Consider the following 26340-nt stretch of genomic DNA (forward strand, 5'->3'; position numbering starts at 1 on the left):
CCAGCGGCCAGCGGCCAGCGGCCAGCGGCCAGCGGCCAGCGGCCAGCGGCCAGCGGCCAGCGGCCTGCGGCCGGCTGCCGGGCACGGTGATTGGCAGCCGTCTTCGGTACCGCCTGCTCGTGCGGGAACAGCAGGGCGCCCGGGTCGGCCGGTCGGGCCGGACCCGGGCGCGCTGGCGATCACCTCAGTGCGCCTGCCGCGCCTCCCGCGCGTACGGCGCGACGGTGATCCGGTCGATCAGCGGCGCGTAGCGGGAGCGGAGCGGCACTCCGGGGAAGGTGTCCGAGGCGTAGGTGACGCCGTCGAAGTCGGGCAGTTCCTCCGCGCGGAAGACGATCGTGTTCCGCCCCTTCTTCAGCTGGACCGGGACCGTCAGCTCCCAGAAGTTGTTCTGGTGGAAGCTGTGCGGGAAGCCGACGCGTTGCACCTTGCCGCCGTTGACGGTGAGGTCGGCGTGGCGGGCGAGCGGGTCCGGGTTGTAGTGGGTGGCCTCGGCCTGCTCGGGGTTGGCGTAGCGGATGCGCAGGGCGTGGAGCCCGGCTCGGTCGGCGGTGACGGTGAACGTGGCGGTGTTGCCGTTGCCGGGCGCGCCGCCGATGCCGCCGATCGCGGTGCCGCCGGTGGCCAGGGAGAGCGGGGTGAGCGCGGCCGAGCCCGCGAGCTCGGCGTCCGGTGCCTCGTAGGTGCGCGCCGGGAGCGCGCCCTGGGTCGGTGTGACGGTGAGTCGGTCGACGAGGGTGGTGGACGAACCTCCGGTCACCGTCACCTTGTTGATGCCGCCCGAGAGGGAGACCGCCACGCCGCTGCCGCCCTTGGCCAGGCGCAGGACGTCGTGGTCGTTGACGGCGAGCCGGGCTCCCGAGCCGCCGAGGGTGTCGACCCTGAGGGTGGCCTCGCGGTCGGCGGGGGAGTAGACCCAGAACGTGGCCGTCTGGCCCTTCTTCAGCCGGACCGCGCCGGAGCCGCCGGCCGGGGCCTTGGCCGCGGTCTGCTGCGGCAGGTCGTAGACGGGCTTGGCCCCGCCGCCCAGCCAGGCCAGTTCGCCCTCGTACACCTGGGTGGTGGCCGACGCGGCGGGCAGCGTGAGGGTGAGGCGGTCGACGATGGCGTCACCCTGGGTGGCGCGCTTGCCGTCGGCGCTCTTCGCGGCGAGCGTCAGGGTGTGCTTGCCCTTGGTGAGCCGGACCTTCGTGTCCGTGTGGTCCCACACCACCCACTTGTAGCCCAGCGGCAGGTACAGCTCCTGCTCGGTGTCCGCCTTGCCGTCCACGCGCAGGAAGACGTTGGTGGGGCCCTGGTCCTTCACCAGGCTGTAGGTGTTCAGGGAGTTGGCGAAGACGCTGAGGTCGTAGGCGCCGTCCTCGGGCACGTCCACGGTGAAGTCGAGCGTGACGTCCGAGCCGGTGCGCAGGCCGCCGACGTCGTAGCCGCCGGAGGTGTAGAACTTCGACACGTCGCGCGGCGAGCCCTCGGGGCCGTTCTTCGAGTAGCCGGACCCGGTGTGGGCGGCGTCCTCCGCCTCGTACGAGCCCTGCCAGCGCACGGGCGGCGACTGCGTGCTCTTCGCCTTCCCGGCCGGGCTGAGGACGATCTCGTACGCCGAGGACTCCTTCAGCGCCGGCAGCCCGTTCTCGCCGAAGTCGACGACGACCGTGCCGTCGGCGCCGACCTTCAGGTCCTTCTCCGCGAGGAGCTTCGGGCCGGAGCTGTCGCCGACCTGCCCGCTCCACTCGATCTCGCGCACCCAGGCGTGCACCCGGCTGCCGAAGACCTTTTTCGGGACGTCCGCGAAGGTGATGTGGCCCTTGCCGGTGGAGCCGCCGAAGATCAGCCGGGACTGCTTCTTCTTCTCGTCGAGCGTGGCGACGCCCTGCATGGTGTAGTTCCGGCCGGGGAACGGCGGGCTCACCTGCACGGTGTGCCCGCTCATCGAAGCGTATGAATTCAGCAGCCACCACTGGCCGTTGGCGCGGTTGGACTGCACCGCGGAGTCGGAGAGGTTGCCGTCGATGTTCCAGTACGCGATGTCGGCGTCCACCTTGGACTCCTCGATCGCGGACACCCACTGGATCATCTGGCCGGGGACCGAGGTGTGGTAGTTGAAGGCGTACTCGTTGATGTTGACGGGGAGTTGGGCGCCCTCCCGGTCGGTCCCCTTGAACAGCGCCTTCTCCCAAGCCCGGTACTTGGCGACGCTCTCACGCACCGCCTCCGGGTGGCTGAGCTCGTGCCAGGTGATGACGTCGGGAAGGGTGCCGGCGGCCAGGGCGTGCGTGAGGAAGCCCTTCACCTGGTCGTACAGGATGCTGGTGTTGGGGCCGGCGATACGGGCGGCCGGCATCCTGCCCTTGATGAGCCGGTAGGCGTCGTCCCAGGCGGCGAAGTAGTCGTCCGGGTCGTCGAGCCAGCTGACCTTGTCGTAGCTCCACTCACCGGTGCCGAACATGTTGCCCTCGGGCTCGTTGAACGGCACGAAGACGATGTTGTCCTGGTACTGCTTCGGCAGCTTCAGGACCTGGTCGACCTGCTGGGCGATCTTCTCCTTGTAGAGCGCGAGCTTTTCCGTGGGAGTGTCGCCCGGCCACTGGTAGGGGAAGCCACGGTGGATGTCGGTCATGTAGATGTACACATCACCGTCGGTGGAGTCGGCCAGCGGCTTCACCACCTCCAGCGCGTCGGCGCCGGGGTGCTGCGGGCCGTCCTGGGCCTTGGTGGAGATTGTCCGCAGGCCCATGCCCGCGATGAGGTTGTTGGTCGGCACGTCCGGCCCGTACACGCCGTACAGGGTGCCGGAGGCGCCGCCGTGGAACGCGCCGGTGTCCGAGCCCAGGTCCACGGTGAGCTGCCCTTCGCGGACCACGGTGACGGTTGCCGTCACGGCCCGTCCGGCTGCCGTTCCCGCCACCGTGAAGGTCCCCGGCCGGGCGTACTCCTCGGCCGGCACCGCGTCCCAGGCGATCGGAGCGTCGCGGTCGTAGCCGTCGGAGAAGGAGGAACGGACGGCGGCCGGGAGCGACGGGGCGGTTCCGGTCGTCGTACGGGCCTCGAAGGACGTCTGTGAGAGTTCGTCGAGGGTGGGCACGGTCCCGACCGTAGCGGCCACCTGAGCGGCGTCGAGCGCCGAGTGCCACACGGTGAAGTCGTCGATCGCGCCCTCCAGCAGCGGGTCCGGCCAGAAGGACTTGCCGATGTAACCGGCGGCCGTGGCCGAACCGGCCAGCAGCTCCTTCGCCTTGACGTCCGTCGCGGCGGAGGAGACCGCCACGCCGTCGAGGTAGGTGGTGACCCGGCCGGCGAAGGTGTCCAGGGTGACGGTGACGGTCCGCCACCGGTCGGCGGGGAGCGGCGCGTAGCCGGTGACCTGGGCCTCGGCGCCCCCGCCGCCGGTGGTCACGGCGGTGCGCAGCAGCCCGCCGTTGTGGGCGGGGGTGGTGAAGAGGTATCGGGTGGTGTCGGTGCCCAGATCGAAGATCCGCTGCCAGGACGACTTGTCGTCGCCCCACTTCACCCGGGCGGAGACGGTCAGGTCGTTCGCGTCGCCGATCACTTCGCGGGGCAGCCGGACGTACGCGCCGTCGGAGGTGGGCGCCCCGCCGGGCAGGGCCAGCGCCAGGCCTCCGTCCGTCCCCGCGACGGACCGGGCGGTCGAGCCGTTGACCAGGCTCGCCGTCAGGCCGTTGCCGGAGCTGTCGGTGATGGTGCCGGAGGCGGGGTCGTCCTGGTCGAAGGTGTAGCGGGCGACGGGCGGGGGCGTGTCGGCCGCCTGTGCGGGAACGGCGGGTGCGGTCAGCAGGCCCGCGCCGAGAGCCACCGCGACGGCGGCCGGGAATCGGCGCCGGGCGGATCTGTCAGCGGATGGCATGGATTGCGTCCTCAATCCTTCAGGGGTCCAAAGCATCGAACCGGTTCGATCGCCTGGCGTCCGGAGGGTCGGGAATTCTTCGAGGTGAAGGGGGGCGGCGGCTCCGCTCGCCCCGGGATGCACGCGACGAGCCCATGGTGTCCGAAGGGATCGCTTCATCGAACCGGTTCGGCGAAGCTAGCACCGGGGATCCCGGCCATCAATCCCTTCGACACGAGGAAGTACCGGCATACGATCGGAACCAGGGACTTGCCGCCCGGGGGATTGACAGGGGTTCGGGCAGTTCCTACCTTCGCTTCACGCGAACCGGTTCGACGACCGGCCCTCGCCCCTCGGTCCCACCCCACTCTCACGGCCGGCCCGCGCTCGCTCCTCCGGGGCGGGCGAACCGGTTCGAGCAAGGAGTCCCTCGTGAACATCGGTGAGATCGCCCGGCGGGCCGGTGTTTCGCGGAGCACCGTGTCCTACGCGCTGAGCGGCAAGCGCCCGGTCTCGGAGGACACCCGCCGCAGAATCCAGCAGGTCGTCGACGAACTGGGCTACCGGCCCAGCGCCAGCGCCCGGGCCCTGGCCAACGGCCGCACCAGCACGATCGGCCTGGTGTTCCCGCCGGCCGGGAACCACTACACCGGCATGCAGCTGGACTTCATCGGCAGCGTGGTGGAGGCCGCCGCGACCTACGACTACGACGTGCTGCTGTCCCCGAGCGGCGTGGACAGCGATCGCTCCTTCCAGCGGCTGCTGGGGGAGCGGCGGGTCGACGGCGCGATCCTGATGGAGATCAGGCTGGAGGACGACCGGGTCGATCACCTGGCGGCTCTGGACTTCCCCTCCGTCACCATCGGCCGGACCGCGCGCCCCGAGGGCGACTGGTGGGTCAGCCTGGACCACACCACGCTGGTGGAGCGCTGCGTCCACCACCTCGCGGACCTCGGCCACCGCCGGGTCGCCTTCGTTAACCGCCCCGAGCAACTGCTGCGCTCCGGGTACGAGTCCGCGCACCGGGGACTCGACGGCTTCACCAAGGCGGCGGCCGGGCGCGGACTGACGGTACGCACGTACTGCTGCGGGGACGACGCGGCGTCCGGCCAGGCCTGCGTGGAGCGGATCCTCCAGGACGACCCGGCCACCACGGCCCTGGTCACGCTGAACGAGGCCGCACTGGGCGGCCTCTACCGGGGGCTGGCGCAGGCGGGCCGCCATGTGCCGCGCGACTTCTCCGTCACCGGGGTGGTCGCGAGCCGGTGGGCGGAGACGGTGACCCCGCAGCTCACCGCGGCGGACGTGCCGGCCGAGGAGATGGGCCGCCGCGCCGTCGACCTGCTCGTCGAGCGGCTCGACCATCCCGACGCCCCGCCCCGCCACCACCTGCTCGCGCCGCCGATCTCCCTGCGGGCCAGCACCGGCCCCGCAGGCGCCACACCCACCACGGACCCCGCAGCCGACCCGACGCCCTGACCACGCCCCGCCCGATGCCCAAGCTCTGAGCGCTTCGCTGGAAGTGCCGCGAGGTGCCGTCGTTCCGCTGCGGCGCCATCGTGGCCGACCGTCCCCCCACTCTCGGCTGCGCTCGAGCGGGGGGACCCCCATCGCGGCGGAGCCGCATATGTCAGCGCCCCGCGCCCCTTCAGGGCGCTGCCGAACCGCAGCCGACTTCGCCCGACCTGATTCAGGCCCCCGGCCCTCGTTCCACACACCCGCCCCCAACCCCCGCCCCGCCCGCCCGGCGGCCTCCCGCCCTCGGCACCCGCATGCCAAAAACAAAGGAACCCATGATGAACAGCTCCTCCAGACGGCGTCGTCCGGCCGCCGCAGCCCTGACCGCCCTGGCCGTCGCCGCCGGCGTCACCGCCTGCGGATCCGGTGCGGGAGGCACCGACGCCAAGGGCGCGGACAGCGCCGCCTACACCGTCTGGGACCCCTACCCGCAGTTCGCCAAGGACTCCGCCTGGACGAAGCTGCTGGACAAGTGCGGCACCGAGGCCGGCGTGCAGATCAAGCGGACCGGCTTCGACACCGGCGACCTGGCCAACAAGGCACTGCTGGCCGCGCAGCAGGGCAACTCCCCGGACGTCCTGATCGTCGACAACCCGGTCGTGTCCACCCTGGCGGAGGCGGGCGTGCTCACCACGACCGACGAGAACAAGCTGGACACCTCGAAGGTGGACCCCAACCTGCTTGCCGCCGGCCAGTCCGGCGGGAAGACGTACGGCACCCCGATCGGCGCCAACACCCTCGCCCTGTACTACAACAAGGCGGTCCTGAAGGAGGCCGGGGTCGACATCGCCTCCGTCAAGGACTGGCCGTCGCTGACGGCGGCGCTGGAGAAGGTCGAGAAGGCGGGCAAGAAGGGCATCACCTTCTCCGCGATCGGCACCGAGGAGGGCAGCTTCCAGTTCCTGCCGTGGTTCTGGGGCGCGGGCGCGGAACTCACCGCGCTCGACTCCGACCCGGCCGTCTCCGCGCTGTCGCTGTGGAAGACCTGGGTGGACAAGGGCTACGCCCCGAACTCGGTGCTCAACAACACCCAGACGACCAGCTGGCAGGAGTTCTCCAGCGGTGACTACGCGTTCGCCGAGAACGGCACCTGGCAGCTCGCCGGCGCCAAGAAGGCGGGCTTCGAGTTCGGCGTCCTGCCCGTCCCGGCCGCCTCGGGAGGCAACGCCCCCGCCCCGACCGGCGGCGAGTTCGTCACCCTCCCCGTCCAGGACGACACCGGCCGCTACGCCACCACCCAGAAGCTGACGACCTGCCTGACCAGCACCCAGAACCTGTACGACACCGACACCACGCTCTCCTACGTCGCCCCCACCGCCGAGGTCCAGGACAAGCAGGTGGCGGCCGACCCCGACCTGAAGCCATGGGTGGACGCGGTCAAGACGGCCAAGGGCCGCACCAGCGACGACCTGGGCACCAAGTACCCCAAGATCTCCGAGCAGTTGTGGAAGGCCGTCCAGTCCGCCCTCAGCGGCTCCAAGTCCGCGAAGGACGCCCTGAACGCGGCCCAGTCCGCCGTCAAGTGACGCGGCCCCAGGGTCATTCGGTCTCCCGATGAGTCACACGACGCAAGCACCCCGCCGTCGGCCCGCGCCCGACGAGAGCGACGCGGCCCCCGCCGCACCACCGCCCCCGGGCCGCCGCCCCCGCTCCCCGCAGTGGGCCGCCTGGGCCTTCCTCGCCCCGGTCACCCTCTACCTCGCCCTCTTCTACGCCTATCCGCTCTACCGCAACCTCGACCTGAGCCTGCGCCACTACACCGTGCGCTCCTTCGTCCAGGGCGACGCGCCCTTCACCGGCCTGAAGAACTACCGGACCGTCCTCGACGACCCGACCTTCGCCCCGGCCCTGCTCCACACCGTGGTGTTCACCGCCGTGTGCCTGGTCTTCCAGTACGCCATCGGCCTGGCGCTCGCCGTCTTCTTCAACCAGCACTTCCGGCTGTCGGCCACCCTGCGGGCCCTGTTCCTCGTCCCCTGGCTGCTGCCGCTGATCGTGTCGGCCTCCACCTGGTCCTGGATGCTCAACAGCGACTCCGGCATCGTCAACGCCCTGCTGCACGCCGTCGGCGTCGACCCGGTGAACTGGCTCACCTCGCCGTCCTGGTCGCTGGCCTCGGTGATCATCGCCAACATCTGGATCGGCGTCCCCTTCAACCTGGTCGTCCTGCACAGCGGCCTGCAGTCCATCCCCACGAGCCTGTACGAGGCGGCTGCCCTCGACGGGGCGAACGCCCGGCAGCGCTTCTGGCGCATCACCTTCCCGCTGCTGCGCCCGGTGTCCGCGATCACCCTGCTGCTGGGCCTCGTCTACACGCTCAAGGTGTTCGACATCATCTGGATCATGACCAAGGGCGGTCCGGCGGACTCGTCCACGACCTTCGCCACCTGGTCCTACCAGCTCGGCTTCGGCAACCTCCTGCCCGCCTTCGGCCCCGGCGCGGCCGTCGGCAACCTGCTGGTCGTCGCCGCCCTGGTCTTCGGTCTGGTCTACGTCCGGGTCCAGCGAAAGCAGGCGCTGTCATGAACCTCCGTAGCCGTACGTGGTGGAAGACGGCCGTCGGCGTCCTGCTGACCGCGATCATGCTCTTCCCGGTCTACTGGATGCTCAACGTCTCCCTCACCCGCCAACAGGACATGCGCAAGAGCCCGCCGGACCTCTTCCCCACCCACGGCACCCTGGCCGGCTACCGCACCGTCCTCGACGAGCAGTTGCCCTACCTCGGCACCAGTCTCGTGGTGGCCCTGGGCACCGTCGTCCTGACCGTGGCCCTGGCCGCACCCGCCGGCTACGCACTGGCCAAACTCCGCCCACGCGGCGGCGGACTGCTCAGCTTCCTCCTCCTGGCCGCCCAGATGATCCCCGGCATCATCATGGCGATGGGCTTCTACGCCATCTACCTCAACCTGGGCCTGCTCCAGTCCGTCCCCGGCCTGATCGTCGCCGACTCCACCCTGGCCGTCCCCTTCGCGGTGCTCATCTTCACCGCGTTCATGTCCGGCATCCCCGGCGAACTGCTCCAGGCCGCGAAGACGGACGGCGCCGGACCCCTGCGCACGTTCTGGTCGATCGTGCTGCCGGTGAGCCGCAACGCCGTCGTCACCGTCTCGCTGTTCGCGTTCCTGTGGTCCTGGTCCGACTTCGTCTTCGCCAGCACCCTCGTCAACGGCGGTGCCCACGAGCCGATCACGCTCGGGATCTACCACTACATCGGCAACAACAACCAGGAGTGGAACGCCATCATGGCCACCGCCGTCGTGGCCTCGCTGCCGGCCGCGGTCATCCTCGTCCTCGCCCAGCGCTATGTCGCCGCCGGTGTGACCGCCGGCGCGGTCAAGGACTGACCGCACCCCCTGCTCAGGTTCCGGCCGGGTTCACCGTCGGCCACCCCTGCCCAAGAAACGAGTCGTTCCTCATGACCGCCGCCCGACCCGGCCCGGCCTTCTCCGTCCAGGACATCCCGTTCAGCACCTACGGATCATGGTTCGGCATCTCCCCCGTGCTGGCGGAGAAGACGTACGCCGAGGACCTCCACCTCGTCTCCCACCAGAACGGGATGCACGCCGTCCTGAGCCTGACGCCGCTCGACGCCCGGACCGGCGAGCGCGCCGAGACCCGCGTGGAGGCCACCCCGGGCCTGCTGAGCTGGATCGGCCCGGACGGCCGCGTCGACCTCGCCTACGAGTCGCCCGACACCGTACGCCTGCGCGGCACGGGGACACCGCTGCGCGTCCGCGCGGCCGCCCGGAACCTGACCCCGTTCAGCGGCACCTACTTCTTCCACGACCCGGCCGTCGACGCCCACGTGTTCACGTCGTACGAGACGGGCCGCCGCTACCGCGTCACCGTCCTCTCCGGCACGGTGTCCGACCTGTTCGGCAGCCAGGCGCTGGGCGAGGCCGACCGCGGCCTCACGCTCTTCGCCGCGGACGGCGCGGACTGGGAGATCGCCGTCGAGGAGCTCGACACCGCCCGCCCGCCGTACACGCCGACCGCGGCCTTCGACAAGATCGTTGAAGCCGTCCAGAACTCCTTCGCGGACTTCGTCGACACGGTGGCCCCCTGGCGTTCGTCCGCCACCCCGGCCGCCGAACTAGCCGCCTACGTCCTGTGGTCCGCGACCGTACGGCCGACGGGCCTGGTCACCCGGCCCGCCGTGCTGATGTCCAAACACTGGATGGACAAGGTCTGGAGCTGGGACCACTGCTTCAACGCCCTGGCCCTCGCGCCGGGCCGCCCCGAACTGGCCTGGGACCAGTACCACCTGCCGTTCGACCACCAGGACGAGACCGGCGCCCTGCCCGACTCGGTCACCCACTCCGAGGTCCTGCACAACTTCGTCAAACCGCCCATCCACGGCTGGGCCTTCGGCCACCTGCGCCGACTCCTGCCCACACCTCCCGGGCCGGAGGAACTCGCCGAGACCTACGACCGGTTGCGACGCTGGACCGAGTTCTGGCTCACCGAGCGCCGAGCGCCGGGGGCCGCTCTGCCCCACTACCAGCACGGCAACGACAGCGGCTGGGACAACGCCACCGCCTTCGACCCCGCCCGCGTCGTCGTCACCGCCGACCTGGCCGCCTTCCTCATCCTCCAGCTCCATGAACTCGCCGCCCTCGCCACGCAGTTGGACAGACCGATCGAGGCGAGCCGGTGGACCCGGACGGCCGAGGAGACCCAGACGGCACTGCTCGACCAGCTCTGGACCGGCGACCGGTTCGTCGCCAGAGGAGTCGACACCGGCGACACCTGGCACAGCGCCGGCCTGCTCGACCTGATGCCCATCGCACTCGGACAGCACCTGCCGGACGAGGTCAGCAGCACACTGGCCGCCCGCATCGAAGCCCACCTGACCCCGCACGGACTGGCCACCGAGCTGCCCACCTCTCCGCACTACCTCGCCGACGGCTACTGGCGCGGCCCCATCTGGGCCCCCGCCACCGTTCTCGTCGAGGACGGCCTGCGCCGCGCCGGCCACCAGCGGCTGGCGGACGACGTCAGCGCCCGCTTCCGCGCCCTGTGCGAGACCCACGGCTTCGCCGAGAACTTCGACGCCCTCACCGGCCGCGGCCTGCGCGACCGCGCCTACACCTGGACCGCCGCCGGCTACCTCCTCCTTGCCGAGGCACACACGCGCCGAGGCGGCGGTCAGTGACCGTCAGTGGTGCCAGGCCCGCCCACCGCTGTTGTGGATGAAGCGCTGCAGCACTTTGAGCGTGATCAGGTACTCCTCGTCCGAGATGCCCGCGTGCCGCTCGGCGCCCAGCTCGTCCTGGAGGGCCGCCGCCTTGGCGTAGAACGCCCTGCCCTCGGCCGTCATGCCCAGACGTCCCTCGGCGTCCTCCGTGATCCAGCCCTGGGCGATGGTCCGGTCGATCTCGGACTCGATGCTCTCCGAGCCCTCGTCGAGATAGTTCTGAAGCAGCCCGGACACCTCGTCGCGGGTTTTGACGGTGTCCGCGCGGGCGACCTGCGCGAGGACCCACCACTGCGGCTGGGTGGTGCCGATGTCGGCGAGGGAGGCCCGGATGCGGGTGACGACCGCCTTGGAAGCGGCCCAACTCCAGTAGCCGATGGGCTGCTGGAGCAGGTCGGTGTCGCTGTGCGAGTACTCCATGGCCAGTCCCTCTGTCGTCGCCTGCGCCGGTTCGCCGGGACCGAGCGTAGAAACTCAACCCGACTTGAGGTCAAGGCCCTGCGTCCATCGCAGGGCGACGTCGTGCGTGTCCCACAGGGCGGAGACGGGAACAGCGGCTCACGATGAAGACAGACAGCCGCCACCCCTCGTGGCCCCCGCATCGCCGAACTACTCGCAGGAGTCCCCATGTCACAGCAGGACACCGCGGCGGATCGCGCCGCACCCGACCACCCCGCACAGCCGCGCGTCGCCGTCGTCACCGGTGGTTCCCGCGGCATCGGCCGGGAGGTGGTGAGCCGGCTGGCCGCCGACGGGTTCGCCGTGGTCGTGGGCTACGCGGGCAACCGTGAGCTGGCCGACGCCGCCGTGGCGGACATCGCCGCAGGCGGGGGCCGCGCGGTCGCCGTCCAGGCGGACGTCGCGGACGAGCAGCAGACGGCCGTACTGTTCGACACGGCCGAGTCGAAGTTCGGCGGCGTCGACGTCATCGTCCACGCGGCAGGGCGGATGCACCTCTCCCCGATCGTCGACCTGGACCTGGCCGAGCTGGACACGATGCACCGCACCAACATCCGCGGCAGCTTCGTCGTCGCCCAGCAGGCCGCCCGCAGGCTCCGCCGCGGCGGGGCGGTGATCATGTTCTCCACGTCCGTGGTGGGCCTGGCGTTTCCCGGCTACGGCGCCTACAGCGCCAGCAAGGGCGCCGTCGAAGCGCTCACGATGATCCTCGCCCGCGAGCTGCGCGGCCGGGACGTCTCCGTCAACGCCGTCGCCCCCGGCCCCACCGCCACCGACCTGTTCCTCGAAGGCAAGGACGAGCAGACCATCGCCCGGTTGGCCGCGCAGCCCCCGCTGGAACGGCTCGGCACCCCCGCCGACATCGCCGAAGTCGTCGCCTTCCTCGCCTCTCCGGCCGGTCACTGGGTCAACGGCCAGGTCGTCCGCGCCAACGGCGGCATCATCTGAGCGACCACAGCACCCGCGCCGGGCGACCCTAACCCTCGTCGGGCAGCTCCATCGACGCGAGCCGCGCCGGGTCGGTCACGGCCGTGATGCCGGTGATCCGGCCGTCGACGACGGTGAAGGCGAGCACCGAGAGCGGGGTGCCGTCCTCATGCCACGACACCACCCCGGGACGGCCGCCGACGAGCACCGCCCGCGCCCGCGTGGCGGCGCGGCCGGCCAACCGTGCCCCGGCCGCGACCCGGGTCGCGCCGATGGTGACGACCACGCCGTCGGGAGTGTCGGCGGTCAGCTTCACCTCGGGGTCGAGCACACGCAGCAGCCCGTCGAAGTCGCCGCACCGGGCGGCCGCCAGGAACGCCTCGACGACCTCGCGCTGCTCCTGCCCGGCGGCCGTCGGCCGGCCGGTCGCCTGCACCTTCCTGCGGGCCCGGCTGGCGAGCATCTTGGTCGCGTTGGTGGACTTGCCGAGGATCTGGCCGATCTCGTCGAACGGCACCGCGAACAGGTCGTGCAGCACGAACGCGAGCCGCTCGCTCGGCCCCAGCGACTCCAGGACGACCAGGAGCGCGAGCCCGACCGAGTCGGCGAGCGCCACGTCGTCCTCCGGCGCGGGGCCGTCGTCGACCGCCACGACGAGCTCGGGCAGCCGCGCGTCGTAGGACGCCTCGGGGCGGGACTGGCGCGAGCGCAGCACGTCCAGACTGATCCGGCCGACCACCGTGGTCAGCCAGCCGGCGAGGTTGTGGATGCCGGCCGTGTCCTGGCGGGACAGCCGCAGCCAGGCCTCCTGGACCACGTCCTCGGCGTCGGCGTGTGATCCGAGCATGCGGTAGGCGACCGCGCACAGCCGGTCGCGCTGGGCGTCGAAGGCCTGGGCCATCGGGTTCGTGGGGCTGCTGTCGGACATGTTGTTACCTTCCTCGGCGCTGCTCCGTCATGGGTGATGACGGGCCCGAACCACTCCAGGTAACCGACGAAGGAGCAGCACCGATGGAAACTCGTATGAAGAGCCCGGGAGATCCCCAGGTGATCGCGGCGATCCAGCAGATCGTCAAGGCGATTCAAGCCGCGGGCGTCGACCCGCTCGTGCTCGAACTGGTCCACCTGCGGGCCAGCCAGATCAACGGCTGCGCCCCGTGCGTGTACGCCGGGACCCGGTCGGCGAAGAAGCACGGAGAGACCGATGAGCGGCTCCACAGCGTGGCCGCCTGGCGCGAGACGCCGTTCTTCACGGAGGAGGAGCGGGCGGCGCTGGCGCTGGCCGAGGCCGCCACCCGGATCCAGGACGGCGCGCCGGGCGTGACCGACGAGATCTGGGACGCCGCCGCCGACCACTTCGACGAGAAGCAGTTGTCCGCGATCATCCTGAACATCTCGATCACCAACTTCTTCAACCGCATCAACCACACCGTCCGCGAACAGGCCGGCAAGGCCTGGTGAGTCGTGAGTCGTGAGTCGTGAGCCGGACGGGGCGTCATCCGCCTGGACGCCACGCCCGGCCGATCGACCGGCCGACCGGCACGACCGGTCAGCGTACGAGCAGGTCGACGACCCCGGTCAGACCCTCCGCGCCGCTGCCCTCGGCCAGGCGACGGCGCATCAGGTCGAAGTAGGGACGGAGCAGTTCCGCATTGACGCCCTGCTCCTCGGCGGTGTTCAGGAAGGTCGGCGTTCCGGCCACCTGCATGGCCAGGCTGGAGACGACGTCCTTCGTGTAGTCGCCGCAGCGCAGGTGGGCGGCGGTCTGGTGAACCGCCGGGGCCATCGCGACGAGCCAGTCGGCGAGGAGCGGGGCGAGCGACCCGGGGTCGATGTCCTCCTTGCGGATCAGGGCGAAGGCGTGCGCGGCGCCGGCGAACATCCCGTACATGGCGCTGAGCAGGGCCACGTCGTGCAGGGCCGCGAAGCCCGCGTCCACGCCGACGTAGGCGGTGCCGGCCGGGACGTTCAGCGTGTCCCGGTGCCGTTCGAACAGCTCCCGCGAGCCGCTGTAGAAGACGTAGCCGCCGGCTTGCGGGACGCCGATCGTCGGAGGGACGGCCATGATCCCGCCGTCCAGGTACCGCGCCCCGCGCCCGTGGGCCAGTCGGGCGCGGGCGCGGGCCTCGGCCGGGGTGCTGGTGGTGAGGTTGACCAGGTCCTTCCCGGCGAGGTCGACGCCGTCCAGCACCTCGTCGACCGAGGCGTCGTCCAGCAGACAGACGACGATCAGCGTGTTGGCCGCGACCGCCTCGGCGGCGCTGTCCGCGACGCTCGCACCCTCGGCGGCGAGGGCGGCGGCGCGGGCCGTAGTGCGGTTCCAGACGGTGAGCGGGTGGCCCGCGGCGAGCCAGGCGCGCGCCATCGCGCCGCCCATCGCGCCGAGGCCCAGCAGTGTGACGGGGGTCTTCTCAACATTGTTGTGTGTCATGCAGATCAGGCTGGTCGCAGCCGCGAAAGTGATCAAGTACGTACTTCGCAGTGGGTGGTTACCCTGAGGTGAGCGAGCACGTCGGAAGGGTGGGGGCATGACGACGCTGAACCGGCCGGGCGCACCGGAGGGACACGCCTGCGGGATCGACGCCGCGATGGAGGTGATCGGCGGCAAGTGGAAGGTGCTGATCCTCTGGGCGCTGCACGAGCACCCCTGCCGCCGCTTCGGCGAGCTGCGCCGACTGCTCCCCGGGATCACCGAGAAGGTGCTGGCCTCGCACCTGCGCGAGATGGAGGCGGACGGCGTCGTGCACCGCGTCTCCTACGACGAGGTGCCGCCCCGCGTCGAGTACTCGCTGACCGAGGACGGCACGCGCCTCAACGACGCACTCCAGCCGCTGGCCGCCTGGGGACGCGAGCGGCCGACGGCCGGGCGGACGCAGGCGACGGCGGGCCCGCGCGTTCGATGAGCGGGCGCCGGCCGCGGCATGTCGGTCTGCGCCGGTTCCCGATGTCAGTGGGGTCGTTTACCTTCGGGCCATGTCGATCACCGCACAACTGCACGAATCGGTCAGGCTGCCGGGAGGACACGCGCTGGTCAACGGCTTCGCCTTCGAGAGCCGTGGGGAGGTGTCGCGCCGCGCCCTGCTTCGTAACGGACACGAACTGGAGGTCTACGACCTGCACGAGGTCTTCGCGGGGGAGCGCGCCCCGGCTGCCGTCTTCCCGCTGCCCTGGCCCGGCTGGGACCGAGGCGTCGACTCGGTGAGCCCCGACGGCCTGGTCGCGGTGTTCTCGGGTCAGCGCGCGGTGCGGGCCGTGCGCAGCGGCGGAGGGACGCTGTGGGAGTACCGGCACGGCTGCTGGGGGCCGCAGCTCGGGCACCCGCACACGGGGGACGACCAGGAGGTGTGCAGGGGCCTCGAACACGGTTCCTGCCGGGTCTCCGACGACGGGCGCTTCGTCTGGGCGCATGTGGTCGAGCCGCAGGAGCGCGGCGGGCAGGAGTGCTGGGTCGTCCTGGACGCCCGGTACGGGCAGGAGCTGGCCCGGCTGCCGCTGGACAGCGCGGCCTCCGGTTCGTTCCACCTCTCCCACCCCGACGGCGTCCACATGGGGCTGTGCATCGGCATGGGCCAGGACGGCGTCCTGCTGCGCTGGGCCCGCTGGGACGGCGCGGAGCTGACCGCCCTGGACCTCGACGAGACGATCGACCGCAACCGCATCCTGACGGACGTCCACACGGGACATGCGGGCTTCCTGACGGTCGAGCAGGACGGAGCGGACCTGCAACTCCACGACCTGGACGGCATCGTGCTCGCGCACGGGGAGCCCGAGTGGGCGTACGAGTACCCGCCCTACTGGGACGACGGCTGCGGTTTCGTCGACGCCGACACCGTCATCGCCTCGACGCTCGAATCCGACGAGGACCCCGAACAGGCCCACCACTGGCTGCTCGACGCCCACACCCTGGGAATACGTGGGCCGGTCGCGTATCCCACCGGCCGGGTCGACAGCTATGTGCGCCCGCTCGGCGACGGAACCTGGCTCACCTACGACGGCACCAGCGAGACGCTCAGCAGCTGGAGCGAAGCAGCGCGATGAGCACCGCGGCCACCCGACTTGATCGGGCACAGGATGTCGGGCCGGGCGGCGGACCGGCTGCCTAACGTGGTGGTCACAAAGGAAGGGGACCCGGAATGCTGGAGCGGCTCAACCAGGCCATGGATCACATCGAGGCCCACCTCGACGAGACCATCGACGTGGCGGAGCTGGCGCGCATCGCGGCCACCTCGGAGTACCACCTGCGCCGGATGTTCTCGGCGCTGGCGGGCACGCCGCTGTCGGAGTACGTCCGACGCCGGCGGCTCACCGTCGCGGGCGCCGAAGTGCTCGCGGCCCGCGAGCCGTTGCTGGAGATCGCGGTGCGCTACGGCTACGGCTCGGGCGAGGCGTTCGCCCGCGCGTTCCGTGCCATGCACGGCGTCGGTCCGGGCGAGGCCCGGCGCACCGGCGCCGCGCTCGTCTCCCAGCCCCGGTTGACCTTCCGCCTCACCGTCGAAGGGAGCAGCAGCATGCGATATCGCGTTGTGGACAGGCCGGCCTTCACCGTCGTCGGCCTCAAGGCCCGGGTGCCACTGGTGCACGCGGGTCCGAACCAGGCGATCATCGACTTCGTCCGCGGGATCGGACCGCAGACCCTGGAGCGCCTGGAGAAGCTGTCGGACCAGGAGCCACGGGGCATCGTCGCGGTCTGCGACGACCTGGACCCGAGCCGCGCCGAAGGCACCGAACTCGACTACTACCAGGGGGTGATCACGTCGGCGGAGGCCCCTGACGGCACGACCGTCCTGGCCGTCCCGGCGGGTTCCTGGGCGGTCTTCACCGTCTCCGGGCCGGTGCCGCACGCCATCCAGAACCTGTGGCGGGACGTGTTCACCCAGTGGTTCCCGTCCAACCCCTACCGCAGCCGCCCCGGCCCGGAGATCCTGCACACCCGCCTGTCCCCGGACAAGACGGAAGCCGATGCCGAGCTGTGGCTTCCCGTGGAGCGAGAACAGGGCTGACGCTATGAGCCGTCGGCGCGGACGGCGTAGACGTAGCGCTTGCCGGGGTATTCGCTGACGTTCCAGATCACGGACTCGGGGTAGGCCCAGCCGGACGCCTCGTTGCTGTGGTAGCTCAGGTCCTCGCAGCCGACCGCCAGGTCGCAGACGGTGCTCGCGGCCGGGGCGCCGGAGGTGAAGGTGCGCAACGCGCCTGTGCCGGAAGGGCCGTTGCTCACCGAGAGGTAGTGCTCGGCGCGGCGGGAGATCACGCCCTGGATCTTCTGCTGGCCGACGCTGACGGCTTCGACGGCGCTGGGCGCAGCCAGGTGGCGGTCGGTGTAGTCGAGGTTCCAGCGGACCACCTTGGGCGTGGTGACGCTGCCCGGGCCGGTGCCGAGGAAGGCGCCGTCCGTGTAGCTGACGGTGCCGGCGGAGGAGTACTCGCTGATCACGAGGCTGTCGGGGCTGCTGGCGCGGTCGAGCCCGATCGTCGTGTAGCGCAGGTAGGTTCCGGCGTTGTCGTAGGCGTGACTCTGCGGCAGGACGTACTGGTAGCCGTAGCCGTAGTACTGGCCGTCGGTGTGCAGACCGCACACGTTCTTCTCCGCCGTGGCGACCTTGAACAGGGTGCGCAGGTCGAACACCCGCAGCCCCTTGTAGGTGTCGACGACGTAGAGGAGGTCGCCGTACCACATGATGCCGCCGGCGTGTTTGCGCACGGGCGTGAAGGAGTGTTCGCCCGTGCCGGTCGTGACGGGTTCGACCAGCAGGACGTGCCGGTAGCGGGGTGCGGAGGCGTCGTTGCAGTCGACGAAGGTCAGGCGCATGCCCTTGTCGAGGGTGTGGTCGTCGACGCCGTCGGCGTCGGGGTCGGTCTCGAAGAACCAGGAGACGAGGACGACCTTGTTGCTTCCGCCCGCCGGGTAGAGCCCGCTGCCGTAGGCGTCGGCGCTGGTGGTGACGCCCTGCGGAATCCAGTAGTCGACCGCCTGGTCGGCGCTGTCCCAGGCGAAGCCCGTCTGGAACGCCTCAGCCGTGCCGGGGGCGCTCGTGAGGGGCACGGCGCTGCGGGTGGCGTCGGCCAGGGCGGTGGACGCGTCGACCTCGGTCAGTCGCGTCGCCAGACCTGCCGTCAGATCGGCGAACGAGCCGTACCGGTTGGAGGACCGGGCGGCGAGGGCGAACTGACCGGCGTCGAGCGTGGCCGCGTGGGCGGTGGCCGGGGCGAGCACGCCTCCGGCGGCGGCGACTGGTGCGGCGGCGATCGCCGTGAGGATCGTTCTGCGCGTCATGGTCATCACGCGCAAAGATAGGGAGCCGCGAGGGGATGCCACAACCGTGAAACGATCACACGTCACGGGCGAACTCCCCCTGGACCGCCCCTTCGTGGCGATGCGTGACGGCTCATCACATCGCCGCCGTCATTGATGCTTTGCGCCGCGCCCTTGATCCCACATGGCGGCGACGGTGTCGAGTTCCGCGCGGAACTGGCCGGCGGTGGTGAAGCCGCGCTCGTCGAGGAACAGCAGGGTCTTGCGCCGGCGCCGCTGACCGACGGCGACGGTCACCACAAAGCGCGAGCTGACCTGGAAGCCGTACGCCATGTGGACGACCTGCCGGTCGACCAGCTCGAACGCGTGGACGTCCGCCCACGGGTGGTGTCGGTCCGTCAGAAAGCCCCGGCGTGTGACGCCCTCCGCGGACACGACCGTGCCCAGCCGCAGAATCCGGACGACGACGATGAGGATGACCGCCAGAGCCGCGAGCGCGAGCAGGGCCGTTGTCGAGCCGGGTAAGCCGATGCTCCAGGGGATCGCGAACATCACCCCGAAGAACACGACCGCCGCGAAGATCGTGTACCTGATCAGGCTGGGCGGGATCCGGTACTTCCTCGGCAGCGTCGACAACGTGGCTCCCCCTCTGGTGTTCCTGCGTGGATAGCAGGCCACGCTGCCGTGGTCAACGCCGACGAACGCGGTCGCTCAGGGCTGCTCGGGCCGGGAGCGCCGTCGCCGTCATCCCCAGAGCCACGATCGCCGCCGCGAAGGAGCCGTACAACAGCGGGGGAATGTAAGGCGCTTCGCCCGTCAGCCCCTTCATCATCGGTACGAGAGTGGCCAGGGCGATCGCGGTGCCGAGCCCGATCCCGGTGAGCGTGACCACCAGCGCTTCCCAGCGGATCATCCGCAGAGCCTGGCGGCGCGTGGTGCCGATGAGGCGCAGGGTGGCGAGTTCGCGGCGGCGGTCGAGGACGGTCATGACCAGGGTGTTGACGGCGGCCACGGCCGCGAAGCCGCCCAGCACCGCTGCCATCACCGTGTTCGCCCACGCGTTGAGCTCCCGGTCCAGGGACCGCGCGGCGGTGTAGTCGCCCGGGTCGAGGACCGTGCCGAGCGGGGTGAGGGCCTCGGCGGTGCCGCCCTTCGTCCAGACTTCGGTGTCGAAGGCCGAGGTGACGTGGGCCGCCAGGTCGGAGCGGTTCAGCGTCACCTGGGACAGGCCCAGCCCCCGTCCGTACGTCGCCACGACCGTCGGCGCCGCCTCCGCGCCGTCGGGCAGGCGCAGCGGGAGCCGGTCGCCGACCCGCACATGGGCGGTGTCGGCCACTGCGGCGTCGAGCGCGACCTGCCCCGGCCGCACGGACAGCGCGCCGGTGCGGACGTCGAGGTCCTGGACCCGGGCGAGCGCGTGCGGGGAGCCGGTGACGCCCTGCGCGGAGACCGACTCCAGGGAGCCCGAGGCCGGGACGAGCACGGAGGTCCGCAACAGGCCGACGGCGGCGGTGACGCCGGGTGTGCGGGCGGCCCTGTCCACCGCGTCCGGGGCCAGCCCCGCCGGGGAGGTGACGATGTGGTCGGCGACGATGCCCGCCTGCTGCTGGGACGCGGTGGCCCGCTCCTCGCTGGTGTGCATGAAGACGAGCGTGCAGGAGAACGCCATGGCCAGCACGATGGGCGTGATCGCCGATGCCAGCCGGCGGGCGTTGGTCCGGGAGTTGGCCGCCGCCAGCGAGGCGGATGCGCCGGCTCCGCGCAGCGGGAGGCCGAGCAGCGCGGCGCAGGCCCGGGCCACCAGCGGGCCGAGCAGGGCCACCGCGAGCATGAAGAGGAACACGATGCCGAGCGCCGTGTTGGCTGCGTCCTCGCCGCTGAGCGAGGTGGCCAGACCCGCGCAGACGAAGCCGCCGACCGCCGCGGCGATGCCCAGCGGAGTGCGGATCCAGCCGAAGCGCAGCCGTTCCACCGAGGCTTCGGCCAACGCCCGGCCGGGCTTGATCCGGGCCGGGCGGCGGGCCGCCGTGTATCCGGCGAGCAGCGCGGTCAGCAGGACGGCGCCGACCGCGGAGCCGAGCGGGATCCCGGACACCGAGAGAGACACCTCCTGCGGGACGGCCCCCCGGTCCTGGAGCTGCCCGAACCACCAGCGGGCCAGGGCGATGCCGGGCAGACAGCCGAGGGCGCCCGCGAGCGGGGCCACCAGCAGCGTCTCCGTGGCGATGGTGCGGCGGATCTGGCGCGGGGTGGCGCCGATCGCCCTCAGCAGGGCGAACTCCCGGGCACGCTGGCCCACGGAGAGCGCGACCGTGCCGGCCGCCGTGAACACCGCGACCATCGTGGCGACGCCGCCGAAGGAGCCGCCGAGCGCGACGAGCAGTTCCTTCGCCTCGGCCAGCGAGGTGTCCTCCGCCGCCCCGCGCTCGTCGCCCGTGTACACCAGGGCCCGGTCGCCGAGGGCGTGCGCCACCCGCGACTTGAGCGCGGCCGCGGACACCCCTTGCTCGGGGAGTACGGCGATGGCGTCGATCCGGCCCGGACGGCCGGACAGCCGTACGGCCTCGGCGTCCGTGAACCAGGCCGTCGGCTGCCGTCCGGCGGAGGCCGTGACGCCGGAGACGCGGAAGTCACGCGGGCCGTCGGCGGTGGTGATGGCGAGGCGGTCGCCGACGTCGGCGACGCCCTCGGTGAGGACGACCTCGCCGGTGCGCGGCGCCCGCCCCGCGGTCGGCTGCTCGCCCGTGAAGGCCGTGGAGCCCCAGCCGTGCGCCGTGAGGCCGCTCTTGCGCAGCTGGACCGGGAACGTCACGTCCGCTACGGCCGCGCGGGCGCCGGGGACCGAAGCGGCCTTCGCCACCAGGGAGTCGTCGAGGCGGGCGGTGTCGGGGACCGGCGTGGCGTCGTCCTCGCGATCCTCGCCGTGGCCGGTGATCCAGTGGGCGCGCTGGTCGGCGGCGGCGACCACGGGAGCGTGCGCGTAGCGCTGCGGCGGGACGAAGGCGCGCAGCCCGGTCTCCAGGAGGATGCCGCACGCGGACACGATCGCCGCGGCCATCGCCAGTGCGACGAAGGTGCCCACGAACGCGGCGGGCTTGAAGCGGACGGCGGCGCGGGCCAGGCCGTTGGGCACGAACATCAGGCTGCCGCTCCCAGCCGGGACGGCCTGGTGAGCGCCGTCATACGGTCCGCGATCTGCTGGGCCGAGGCCCCCTCCAGACGGTCGACGATCGAACCGTCGGCCAGGAACAGCACCCGGTCGGCCCATGCTGCTGCCGCCGGGTCGTGCGTGACCATGACGACCGTGGCGCCGGTGGGGGCGCTGTGACCTGGGCGAAGACCGAATTGGGGGACGTCCACCGCGCGGCGCAGCAGACCGAGGATCTCGGTGGCCGTGGTGGTGTCGAGCGCTCCGGTCGGCTCGTCCGCGAAGACGACGTCGGGCCGGGTCACCAGCGCGCGGGCGATGGCGACGCGCTGCTGCTGTCCGCCGGAGAGCTGGCCGGGCCGGCGCCGGGCCAGCCCGTCCAGACCGACCTGGGCGAGGACCTCGGCGGCGTGGCGTCGGTCGGCGCGGTGGCCGGCCAGGCGCATCGGCAGCAGCACGTTCTGCTCGACGGTCAGGGACGGCAGCAGGTTGAAGGCCTGGAAGACGAAACCGAGCCGGGTGCGGCGCAGCGCGGTCAGCTTGTTCTCGCTCAGGCCGGTGATCTCCGTGCCGCCCAGACGGACCGTGCCGGCGCTCGGGCGGTCCAGGCCCGCCGCGCACTGCAGGAACGTGGACTTGCCGGAGCCGGAGGGGCCCATCACCGCCGTGAACCCGCCGCGCCCGAGCGCGAGATCGATACCGCGCAGGGCGTGCACGGCCGAGTTTCCGCGACCGTACCGCCTGCGCACGCCCCGCAGCTCGACGGCCCAGTTCTCCGCCGGCTCCGCGCCGATCCGCGAGGTGTCGCCGTCCTTTTTCTGCTTCCTCCGCAGGCCCATGGCGGGGTCCGTTCCTTTCGCCGATACGTCCGTTTTCGGGGTGTCTCGAACGTACGGTCCGGAGCGGTGCGGGGACCATGACGGCGGCTGCCGGATCGATGGTGGGGATAACCCCCGGGTACCCGGGTTCGCCGGCTACGCGAGGGGCGTGAGGTCTCCTTCGAGGACGGTCTGGACGATCTGCGGCCGGTCCCAGAGGGCCAGGATCTCGTTCGCGATCTCCACGATGGGCAGCGGGTCCTGGACGCCGTGCACCACGATCGCGGCTGCCGACAGACTGCGCGGGACGGCTCCCGCGGCGAGGAGGACGCGCCATTCCTGCGGGCCGAGCTCCAGGAACTCCAGCCCGGTGAGCCCGGCGATCTCCAAGGGGTCGGCCAGCGTGCCGGGGTAGGCGACGAGGGTGCGCAGCCGCGGCAGCCCGGCCACGGGGGCGAGACCGAACGGCGCGCCGTCCCACGCGCCGATCGCCAGGACTTCCAGATCGGGGTGCGCGGCGGCGTCGACGCTCTTGAGGCTTGCGACGTTGACCCGGGCCACGACCGGCGGCTGTCGCCCGTGAGGACTGCCGGACTCCGCGCCGAGCCGGCCCAGCACCAGGTCGGTGAGGGAGTCGGCGACGAGATCGGCGCCGGTCTTCTCCTCGTGGGAGAGCATGATGATCTGCCCCAGGTGCCCACGGGGGCCGGGTGTCAGATCGACGGCGAGCCGGTCTCCGCCGCCGTTGTCGCCGAAGACGATCCAGCCGGGGGAGCCGACGAGCCCCTGCACCATGGCGTCGGGCGGGGTGACGACCGCCGCCATCGCCGCGAACTCCCAGCGACAGTGGCGCGACGCCGCGTCGGCGACGTACAGGCCGTCGAGGTCGAACAGCTCGCAGCCGACCGCTTCGCCTTGCCGTTGATCCGCCTCGTGGTCGTCGCTCACGTCCTCCCACCGGGCCCGGACCACCCGGTAGAGCGCCTTGAGCTCGTCGGGCAGCGTGACGCCGAGACGCGCCTCGGCGGCGGCGATCTCCTCCTGCGTCGCGCCGACGGCGTGCGGCAACCGCTCGCGCAGCGTCCGCTCCAGCAGCTCCGCATCCGCCGAAGGGGCCGGAACCGCCCCGGACACCGGATCGGGCAGCCGGTGCCAGGGCTCCGGCAGCGAGCCGTCGACCAGGATGAGCGCCCCCGGATGGGGGTTGCCGATCCCGGGTTCCACGGCCGGGCTGGGCCCCAGCAGGCGGAGCACGGTCTTCCCGGCCGGTCGGATCTCCGCCGTGAACGAGACGTCGTCCACTCCGGCGTCCGCGAGCGCGGCCTGTACGCGCTGCACCGCGTCGAGCTCCTCCTGGATGTCCTCCACCTGGGCGGCTCGGCCCGGAGCGGGCCGCCGCCGCTTCAGCGCCAGACTCCAGCTGTGCCGGCCGATACGCCCCATCACCCGGACGGCCCCGGCGGCCTGCGTATGCGGGTGGTCGGCCAACAGGAGCCGCAGCACGGGCTCCCAGGTCGCGAAGTCACGTATCGATGCCACGAGGGGCTTCTGATCAACCATGCGCAGACCGTACGTGCCGCCACTGACAGCCGAACTCGCCGGGCCCGCACACCGTCAGGGACCGACACGGCCGCTCATCGGGAGGACAGGAGCATGGGCCAGTCCTGGGCGGCGGCCCATTCGGCGAAGCTGTGCCAGCCGACTTCGGGATAGTCGCGTCGCAGGCCGGCGACGTCGACGTCGAGCCCGACGGTGGTGAAGTATTCGAACATGGCCGCCAGATCGGCGGAGTGGGCCCGGACCTGAGTCAGCGGGACCTCTCGGTGTCTGATCGGCCGGCCGGCGGTCGCCGCCAGGGCCTCCGCGATCTGGCCGGGGGTGCACTCGTCGGAGGCGATGTCGATGCGGCGGCCGGTGAACTCGTCGCGGTGCTGGAGCGCCAGCGCCGCGAACGCGCCGATGTCGGCGGCGGGGATGAGCGTGAGCGGCCGGTCGGCGGGCATGGGCCAGGCGAACGTGTCGTCGCGCAGCCCGTCGAGGGTCCAGCCGCCGGCGTAGTTGTCCATGAAGGCCGCAGGGGCGATCACGGTCCAGGGCACACCGGCCCCGCGAAGGTGCCGCTCGACCAGCTGCTTGCTCTCGTAGTGCGGGACTTTCGTCCCGCGGTCGGCGTGGGCGGCGGAGGTGAGCACGATGTGCCCGAGCCCGGCCGCCGCCGCGGCATCGACGAGGTCCTTGCCTTGCCGCGTCTCGGCGGCGGTGTCGGCGCCGAACGGGGTGGTGACCGCGAAGAGCGAGTCCGACCCGGCGAGGGCGGCGTCGAGGGAGGCGCGGTCGTCGAAGTCGGCGTGCCGCACATCGGCTCCCAGGCGGCGCAAGGCCTCGGCGGCGGGCGAGTCGAGGCGGCGGGTGAGTGCGCGCACATGATGGCCGGCGGCCAGCAGAGCGCGAGCGGTGGCTCCGCCCTGGACTCCGGTGGCTCCGGTGACGGCGACGGTGAGCATGGATTCTCCAGACTGGGTGATGTCACTTCCTTCACTGCATGGCACATTAACTGCGTAACGCAGCAACTGCCAGGGAATATCGCTGCGCCGCACAGTGATTGAGCGGTTCAACTCACGCAGGATCCTGTTGCCAGGCCCGACATCGGGCCGGACAGCAGTTCCGACATCACGGCAGGCGGCAGCGACGGGTTGGCCGCCGCTGCTTCCGCCACCTGCTGGTCCGCGTCGGCGAGCAGCTCCACGACGACCGGCGGCGGGAGCGCAGGGTGTCCGGCGGCGATGGGTCGCGCCTGCCCCTCCGCCAGGCAGACGAGCAGCGCCGAGGCCGTCGCCCCGCGATGCCGGGCCACCTCGCGGAAGACCTTCTGCACCGGTGGTTCGTGCCGGACCAGGTCCTCCAGCAGCGCCGGGGACGCATCCGGGTTCGTCGCCACCTTGGCCAGGACACGGACGCCGTGCCGGTCGACCATGGCGCGCAACTGCGCTTCGGCGAGACCGGGGTGCGGGGCGAGGGCCTTGACCACCTTCGCGTCGGGGTCCTCGGCGAGCCGGTCGCGCAGCGCGGGCGGCAGATCGCGTCGTTGGGCCACGAGCATGCGGGCAGCCGGGTCCGGCGACTTGGCCAGCTCGGCGACCTCGGCGGGAGTGCAGGCGGTGATACGCGGCAGCAGAGTGGCGCCGATCTTGGCCGTTCGGGCCAGGCGGGACAGCACATCGAGCGGCACGCGCGGATGGTGGGCGAGCCTGCGGCGCACGTCGGGGTAGGGGTCGTCGGCCAGCGCACGGATCAGGGCCTCGTCGAGCGCGGGATTCTCGGCAAGGTCGGCGCGGACACCGGGAATGGGGTCCGAGGCGAGCCGTTCGCACGCCTCCCGGGGCAGGTCCTGGCGGGCGGCGAGCGTCCAGCGCAACAGCATCGACGGATGGTCCACGAAGCCGACGACGGCCTCGACCGGGGTGCCGGGGTTACGGAGCGCCGCCTCCAGCATGGCGTCGACGGTGGACTCGTGGGAACCGTCGCAGGACGCGCCCGGCGGCAGATCGCAGTCGAGCCGCATGCACTGCGGATCGTGGACGAAGGGGGGCTCCTCGTGGTCACAGACCAGACAGCGTCGCGCCGCAGGCAGCCCCTCCCCGGTCACCAGCGCCGCCAGCGCGGCCGGAGGCGTCGCCTCGTTCCAGGCCACCGCGCGGCGGACTTCGGCGTGCGGATGCGCGGCGAGCCTCTCGGCCACGTCCGGGGTGGTCCACAACGCCAGCTCGGCCACGACCCGCACGTCCGGGTCCGCGGCGAGCGTCTCCACCACGTCGGTGGGGAGTCCGGGGCAGGCTGCCAACTTCTCCCGGTGCTCACACAGCGGGTCCGCCGCGAGGAGACGCGCCCACTCGGGGCGGCCGAGGCCTTGGTCGAGCAGAGCGAGAGCGGCATCCGGCCGGACCGAGGGATCGATGTCGGCGGCGGTCAGCCGACGCTCGTGCGCGAGGTGCACCGCGCTCTCTTCGACACGGTCGGCCAACGCGACCGCCTGTGCGCGGCTGAGGTCCGGGCGGTCGGCGAGGTCCGCGGCGAGGTCGTCGTCCGCGAGGGATATCAGCCGGTCGACCAACGCGGACGGCAGGGCTGGATTGGCGGCGAGCCCGCACAGGATGTGATGCATACAGGCATCCTGCCGGG

General features: G+C 71.8%; 21 protein-coding genes. 10 read left to right on the forward strand and 11 right to left on the reverse strand.

All coding sequences use genetic code 11. The annotated features are described in order from the left end of the window. Positions 1 to 184: 184 nt before the first annotated feature. Positions 185 to 3862, reverse strand: a complete 3678-nt coding sequence (locus tag ACWCPF_RS40545; protein ID WP_451050153.1) for a LamG-like jellyroll fold domain-containing protein — start codon at positions 3860 to 3862, stop codon at positions 185 to 187. Between the two features lie 411 nt (positions 3863 to 4273). On the opposite strand from ACWCPF_RS40545, the gene ACWCPF_RS40550 reads away from it, so the two are divergent. From ACWCPF_RS40550 to ACWCPF_RS40570, 5 genes are all read left to right on the forward strand, one after another. Beyond that, a complete protein-coding gene (locus tag ACWCPF_RS40550) occupies positions 4274 to 5320 on the forward strand; it encodes a LacI family DNA-binding transcriptional regulator (protein ID WP_451050154.1) in 1047 nt (348 codons plus the stop codon). A 317-nt stretch (positions 5321 to 5637) separates the two neighbouring features. Next, positions 5638 to 6885, forward strand: a complete 1248-nt coding sequence (locus tag ACWCPF_RS40555) for a sugar ABC transporter substrate-binding protein (RefSeq protein WP_451050155.1) — start codon at positions 5638 to 5640, stop codon at positions 6883 to 6885. A 28-nt stretch (positions 6886 to 6913) separates the two neighbouring features. Continuing rightward, positions 6914 to 7885: a carbohydrate ABC transporter permease gene (locus ACWCPF_RS40560; RefSeq protein ID WP_451050156.1), complete on the forward strand. Its 972-nt coding sequence runs from the start codon at positions 6914 to 6916 to the stop codon at positions 7883 to 7885. Beyond that, the gene (locus ACWCPF_RS40565) at positions 7882 to 8703 is read left to right on the forward strand and encodes a carbohydrate ABC transporter permease (RefSeq protein WP_451050157.1); all 822 of its coding nucleotides are present in this window, start codon (positions 7882 to 7884) and stop codon (positions 8701 to 8703) included. The genes ACWCPF_RS40560 and ACWCPF_RS40565 overlap by 4 nt, the downstream gene beginning before the upstream one ends. A 71-nt stretch (positions 8704 to 8774) precedes the next feature. Further along, positions 8775 to 10514 carry an amylo-alpha-1,6-glucosidase gene (locus ACWCPF_RS40570; protein WP_451050158.1) on the forward strand — a complete coding sequence of 580 codons (1740 nt, stop codon included), beginning with the start codon at positions 8775 to 8777 and terminating at the stop codon, positions 10512 to 10514. Between the two features lie 3 nt (positions 10515 to 10517). On the opposite strand, the gene ACWCPF_RS40575 is transcribed toward ACWCPF_RS40570, so the two are convergent. Continuing rightward, positions 10518 to 10976: a MarR family winged helix-turn-helix transcriptional regulator gene (locus tag ACWCPF_RS40575; protein WP_451050159.1), complete on the reverse strand. Its 459-nt coding sequence runs from the start codon at positions 10974 to 10976 to the stop codon at positions 10518 to 10520. 207 nt (positions 10977 to 11183) lie between these two features. Between ACWCPF_RS40575 and ACWCPF_RS40580 the strand changes: the two genes are divergently transcribed. Further along, positions 11184 to 11963 (forward strand): SDR family oxidoreductase, encoded by a 780-nt coding sequence (locus tag ACWCPF_RS40580; protein ID WP_451050160.1) that lies wholly within the window; start codon positions 11184 to 11186, stop codon positions 11961 to 11963. 28 nt (positions 11964 to 11991) lie between these two features. Here ACWCPF_RS40580 and ACWCPF_RS40585 read toward each other — a convergent pair whose 3' ends face one another. Continuing rightward, positions 11992 to 12870 (reverse strand): sigma-70 family RNA polymerase sigma factor, encoded by an 879-nt coding sequence (locus ACWCPF_RS40585; protein WP_451050161.1) that lies wholly within the window; start codon positions 12868 to 12870, stop codon positions 11992 to 11994. Between the two features lie 83 nt (positions 12871 to 12953). On the opposite strand from ACWCPF_RS40585, the gene ACWCPF_RS40590 reads away from it, so the two are divergent. Further along, positions 12954 to 13403: a carboxymuconolactone decarboxylase family protein gene (locus ACWCPF_RS40590; RefSeq protein ID WP_451050162.1), complete on the forward strand. Its 450-nt coding sequence runs from the start codon at positions 12954 to 12956 to the stop codon at positions 13401 to 13403. A gap of 88 nt (positions 13404 to 13491) precedes the next feature. Here the strand turns inward: ACWCPF_RS40590 and ACWCPF_RS40595 are convergent, their stop codons facing one another. After that, the gene (locus tag ACWCPF_RS40595) at positions 13492 to 14373 is read right to left on the reverse strand and encodes an NAD(P)-dependent oxidoreductase (RefSeq protein ID WP_451050163.1); all 882 of its coding nucleotides are present in this window, start codon (positions 14371 to 14373) and stop codon (positions 13492 to 13494) included. Positions 14374 to 14470: 97 nt separating this feature from the next. On the opposite strand from ACWCPF_RS40595, the gene ACWCPF_RS40600 reads away from it, so the two are divergent. The 3 genes from ACWCPF_RS40600 (at position 14471) to ACWCPF_RS40610 (ending at position 16942) form a co-directional block, all read left to right on the forward strand. After that, positions 14471 to 14845: a winged helix-turn-helix transcriptional regulator gene (locus ACWCPF_RS40600; protein ID WP_451050164.1), complete on the forward strand. Its 375-nt coding sequence runs from the start codon at positions 14471 to 14473 to the stop codon at positions 14843 to 14845. A 70-nt stretch (positions 14846 to 14915) separates the two neighbouring features. Beyond that, positions 14916 to 15980, forward strand: a complete 1065-nt coding sequence (locus tag ACWCPF_RS40605) for a hypothetical protein (RefSeq protein ID WP_451050165.1) — start codon at positions 14916 to 14918, stop codon at positions 15978 to 15980. Between the two features lie 95 nt (positions 15981 to 16075). Continuing rightward, on the forward strand, positions 16076 to 16942 hold the full coding sequence (locus ACWCPF_RS40610) for an effector binding domain-containing protein (RefSeq protein WP_451050166.1): 867 nt from the start codon (positions 16076 to 16078) through the stop codon (positions 16940 to 16942). A 2-nt stretch (positions 16943 to 16944) separates the two neighbouring features. Here the strand turns inward: ACWCPF_RS40610 and ACWCPF_RS40615 are convergent, their stop codons facing one another. The 7 genes from ACWCPF_RS40615 to ACWCPF_RS40645 form a co-directional block, all read right to left on the reverse strand. Beyond that, complete coding sequence (locus tag ACWCPF_RS40615) at positions 16945 to 18216, reverse strand: hypothetical protein (RefSeq protein ID WP_451050167.1); 1272 nt, start codon at positions 18214 to 18216, stop codon at positions 16945 to 16947. Positions 18217 to 18345: 129 nt separating this feature from the next. Beyond that, on the reverse strand, positions 18346 to 18831 hold the full coding sequence (locus tag ACWCPF_RS40620) for a hypothetical protein (protein WP_451050168.1): 486 nt from the start codon (positions 18829 to 18831) through the stop codon (positions 18346 to 18348). A 52-nt stretch (positions 18832 to 18883) separates the two neighbouring features. After that, a complete protein-coding gene (locus ACWCPF_RS40625; protein ID WP_451050169.1) occupies positions 18884 to 21334 on the reverse strand; it encodes an ABC transporter permease in 2451 nt (816 codons plus the stop codon). After that, positions 21334 to 22182: an ABC transporter ATP-binding protein gene (locus ACWCPF_RS40630; RefSeq protein WP_451050170.1), complete on the reverse strand. Its 849-nt coding sequence runs from the start codon at positions 22180 to 22182 to the stop codon at positions 21334 to 21336. Before ACWCPF_RS40630 ends, ACWCPF_RS40625 begins: the two co-directional genes overlap by 1 nt. 135 nt (positions 22183 to 22317) lie before the next feature. Then, on the reverse strand, positions 22318 to 23700 hold the full coding sequence (locus ACWCPF_RS40635; RefSeq protein ID WP_451050171.1) for an SMI1/KNR4 family protein: 1383 nt from the start codon (positions 23698 to 23700) through the stop codon (positions 22318 to 22320). 95 nt (positions 23701 to 23795) lie between these two features. Continuing rightward, positions 23796 to 24665 carry an NmrA/HSCARG family protein gene (locus ACWCPF_RS40640; protein WP_451050172.1) on the reverse strand — a complete coding sequence of 290 codons (870 nt, stop codon included), beginning with the start codon at positions 24663 to 24665 and terminating at the stop codon, positions 23796 to 23798. Positions 24666 to 24772: 107 nt separating this feature from the next. Beyond that, entirely contained in the window at positions 24773 to 26323 is a 1551-nt protein-coding gene (locus ACWCPF_RS40645; protein WP_451050173.1) for a hypothetical protein, read from the reverse strand. Positions 26324 to 26340: the final 17 nt, after the last annotated feature.

It is taken from the genome of Streptomyces sp. NPDC001858 (assembly GCF_053594615.1).

Excerpts from the sequence above, each read along its gene's own strand:
- ACWCPF_RS40545 (WP_451050153.1), bottom strand. The coding sequence starts at position 3,862 with ATGCCATCCGCTGACAGATCCGCCCGGCGCCGATTCCCGGCCGCCGTC.
- ACWCPF_RS40555 (WP_451050155.1), top strand. The coding sequence starts at position 5,638 with ATGAACAGCTCCTCCAGACGGCGTCGTCCGGCCGCCGCAGCCCTGACC.
- ACWCPF_RS40560 (WP_451050156.1), top strand. The coding sequence starts at position 6,914 with ATGAGTCACACGACGCAAGCACCCCGCCGTCGGCCCGCGCCCGACGAG.
- ACWCPF_RS40565 (WP_451050157.1), top strand. The coding sequence starts at position 7,882 with ATGAACCTCCGTAGCCGTACGTGGTGGAAGACGGCCGTCGGCGTCCTG.
- ACWCPF_RS40570 (WP_451050158.1), top strand. The coding sequence starts at position 8,775 with ATGACCGCCGCCCGACCCGGCCCGGCCTTCTCCGTCCAGGACATCCCG.
- ACWCPF_RS40575 (WP_451050159.1), bottom strand. The coding sequence starts at position 10,976 with ATGGAGTACTCGCACAGCGACACCGACCTGCTCCAGCAGCCCATCGGC.
- ACWCPF_RS40580 (WP_451050160.1), top strand. The coding sequence starts at position 11,184 with ATGTCACAGCAGGACACCGCGGCGGATCGCGCCGCACCCGACCACCCC.
- ACWCPF_RS40585 (WP_451050161.1), bottom strand. The coding sequence starts at position 12,870 with ATGTCCGACAGCAGCCCCACGAACCCGATGGCCCAGGCCTTCGACGCC.
- ACWCPF_RS40590 (WP_451050162.1), top strand. The coding sequence starts at position 12,954 with ATGGAAACTCGTATGAAGAGCCCGGGAGATCCCCAGGTGATCGCGGCG.
- ACWCPF_RS40595 (WP_451050163.1), bottom strand. The coding sequence starts at position 14,373 with ATGACACACAACAATGTTGAGAAGACCCCCGTCACACTGCTGGGCCTC.
- ACWCPF_RS40600 (WP_451050164.1), top strand. The coding sequence starts at position 14,471 with ATGACGACGCTGAACCGGCCGGGCGCACCGGAGGGACACGCCTGCGGG.
- ACWCPF_RS40605 (WP_451050165.1), top strand. The coding sequence starts at position 14,916 with ATGTCGATCACCGCACAACTGCACGAATCGGTCAGGCTGCCGGGAGGA.
- ACWCPF_RS40610 (WP_451050166.1), top strand. The coding sequence starts at position 16,076 with ATGCTGGAGCGGCTCAACCAGGCCATGGATCACATCGAGGCCCACCTC.
- ACWCPF_RS40615 (WP_451050167.1), bottom strand. The coding sequence starts at position 18,216 with ATGACGCGCAGAACGATCCTCACGGCGATCGCCGCCGCACCAGTCGCC.
- ACWCPF_RS40625 (WP_451050169.1), bottom strand. The coding sequence starts at position 21,334 with ATGTTCGTGCCCAACGGCCTGGCCCGCGCCGCCGTCCGCTTCAAGCCC.
- ACWCPF_RS40630 (WP_451050170.1), bottom strand. The coding sequence starts at position 22,182 with ATGGGCCTGCGGAGGAAGCAGAAAAAGGACGGCGACACCTCGCGGATC.
- ACWCPF_RS40640 (WP_451050172.1), bottom strand. The coding sequence starts at position 24,665 with ATGCTCACCGTCGCCGTCACCGGAGCCACCGGAGTCCAGGGCGGAGCC.
- ACWCPF_RS40645 (WP_451050173.1), bottom strand. The coding sequence starts at position 26,323 with ATGCATCACATCCTGTGCGGGCTCGCCGCCAATCCAGCCCTGCCGTCC.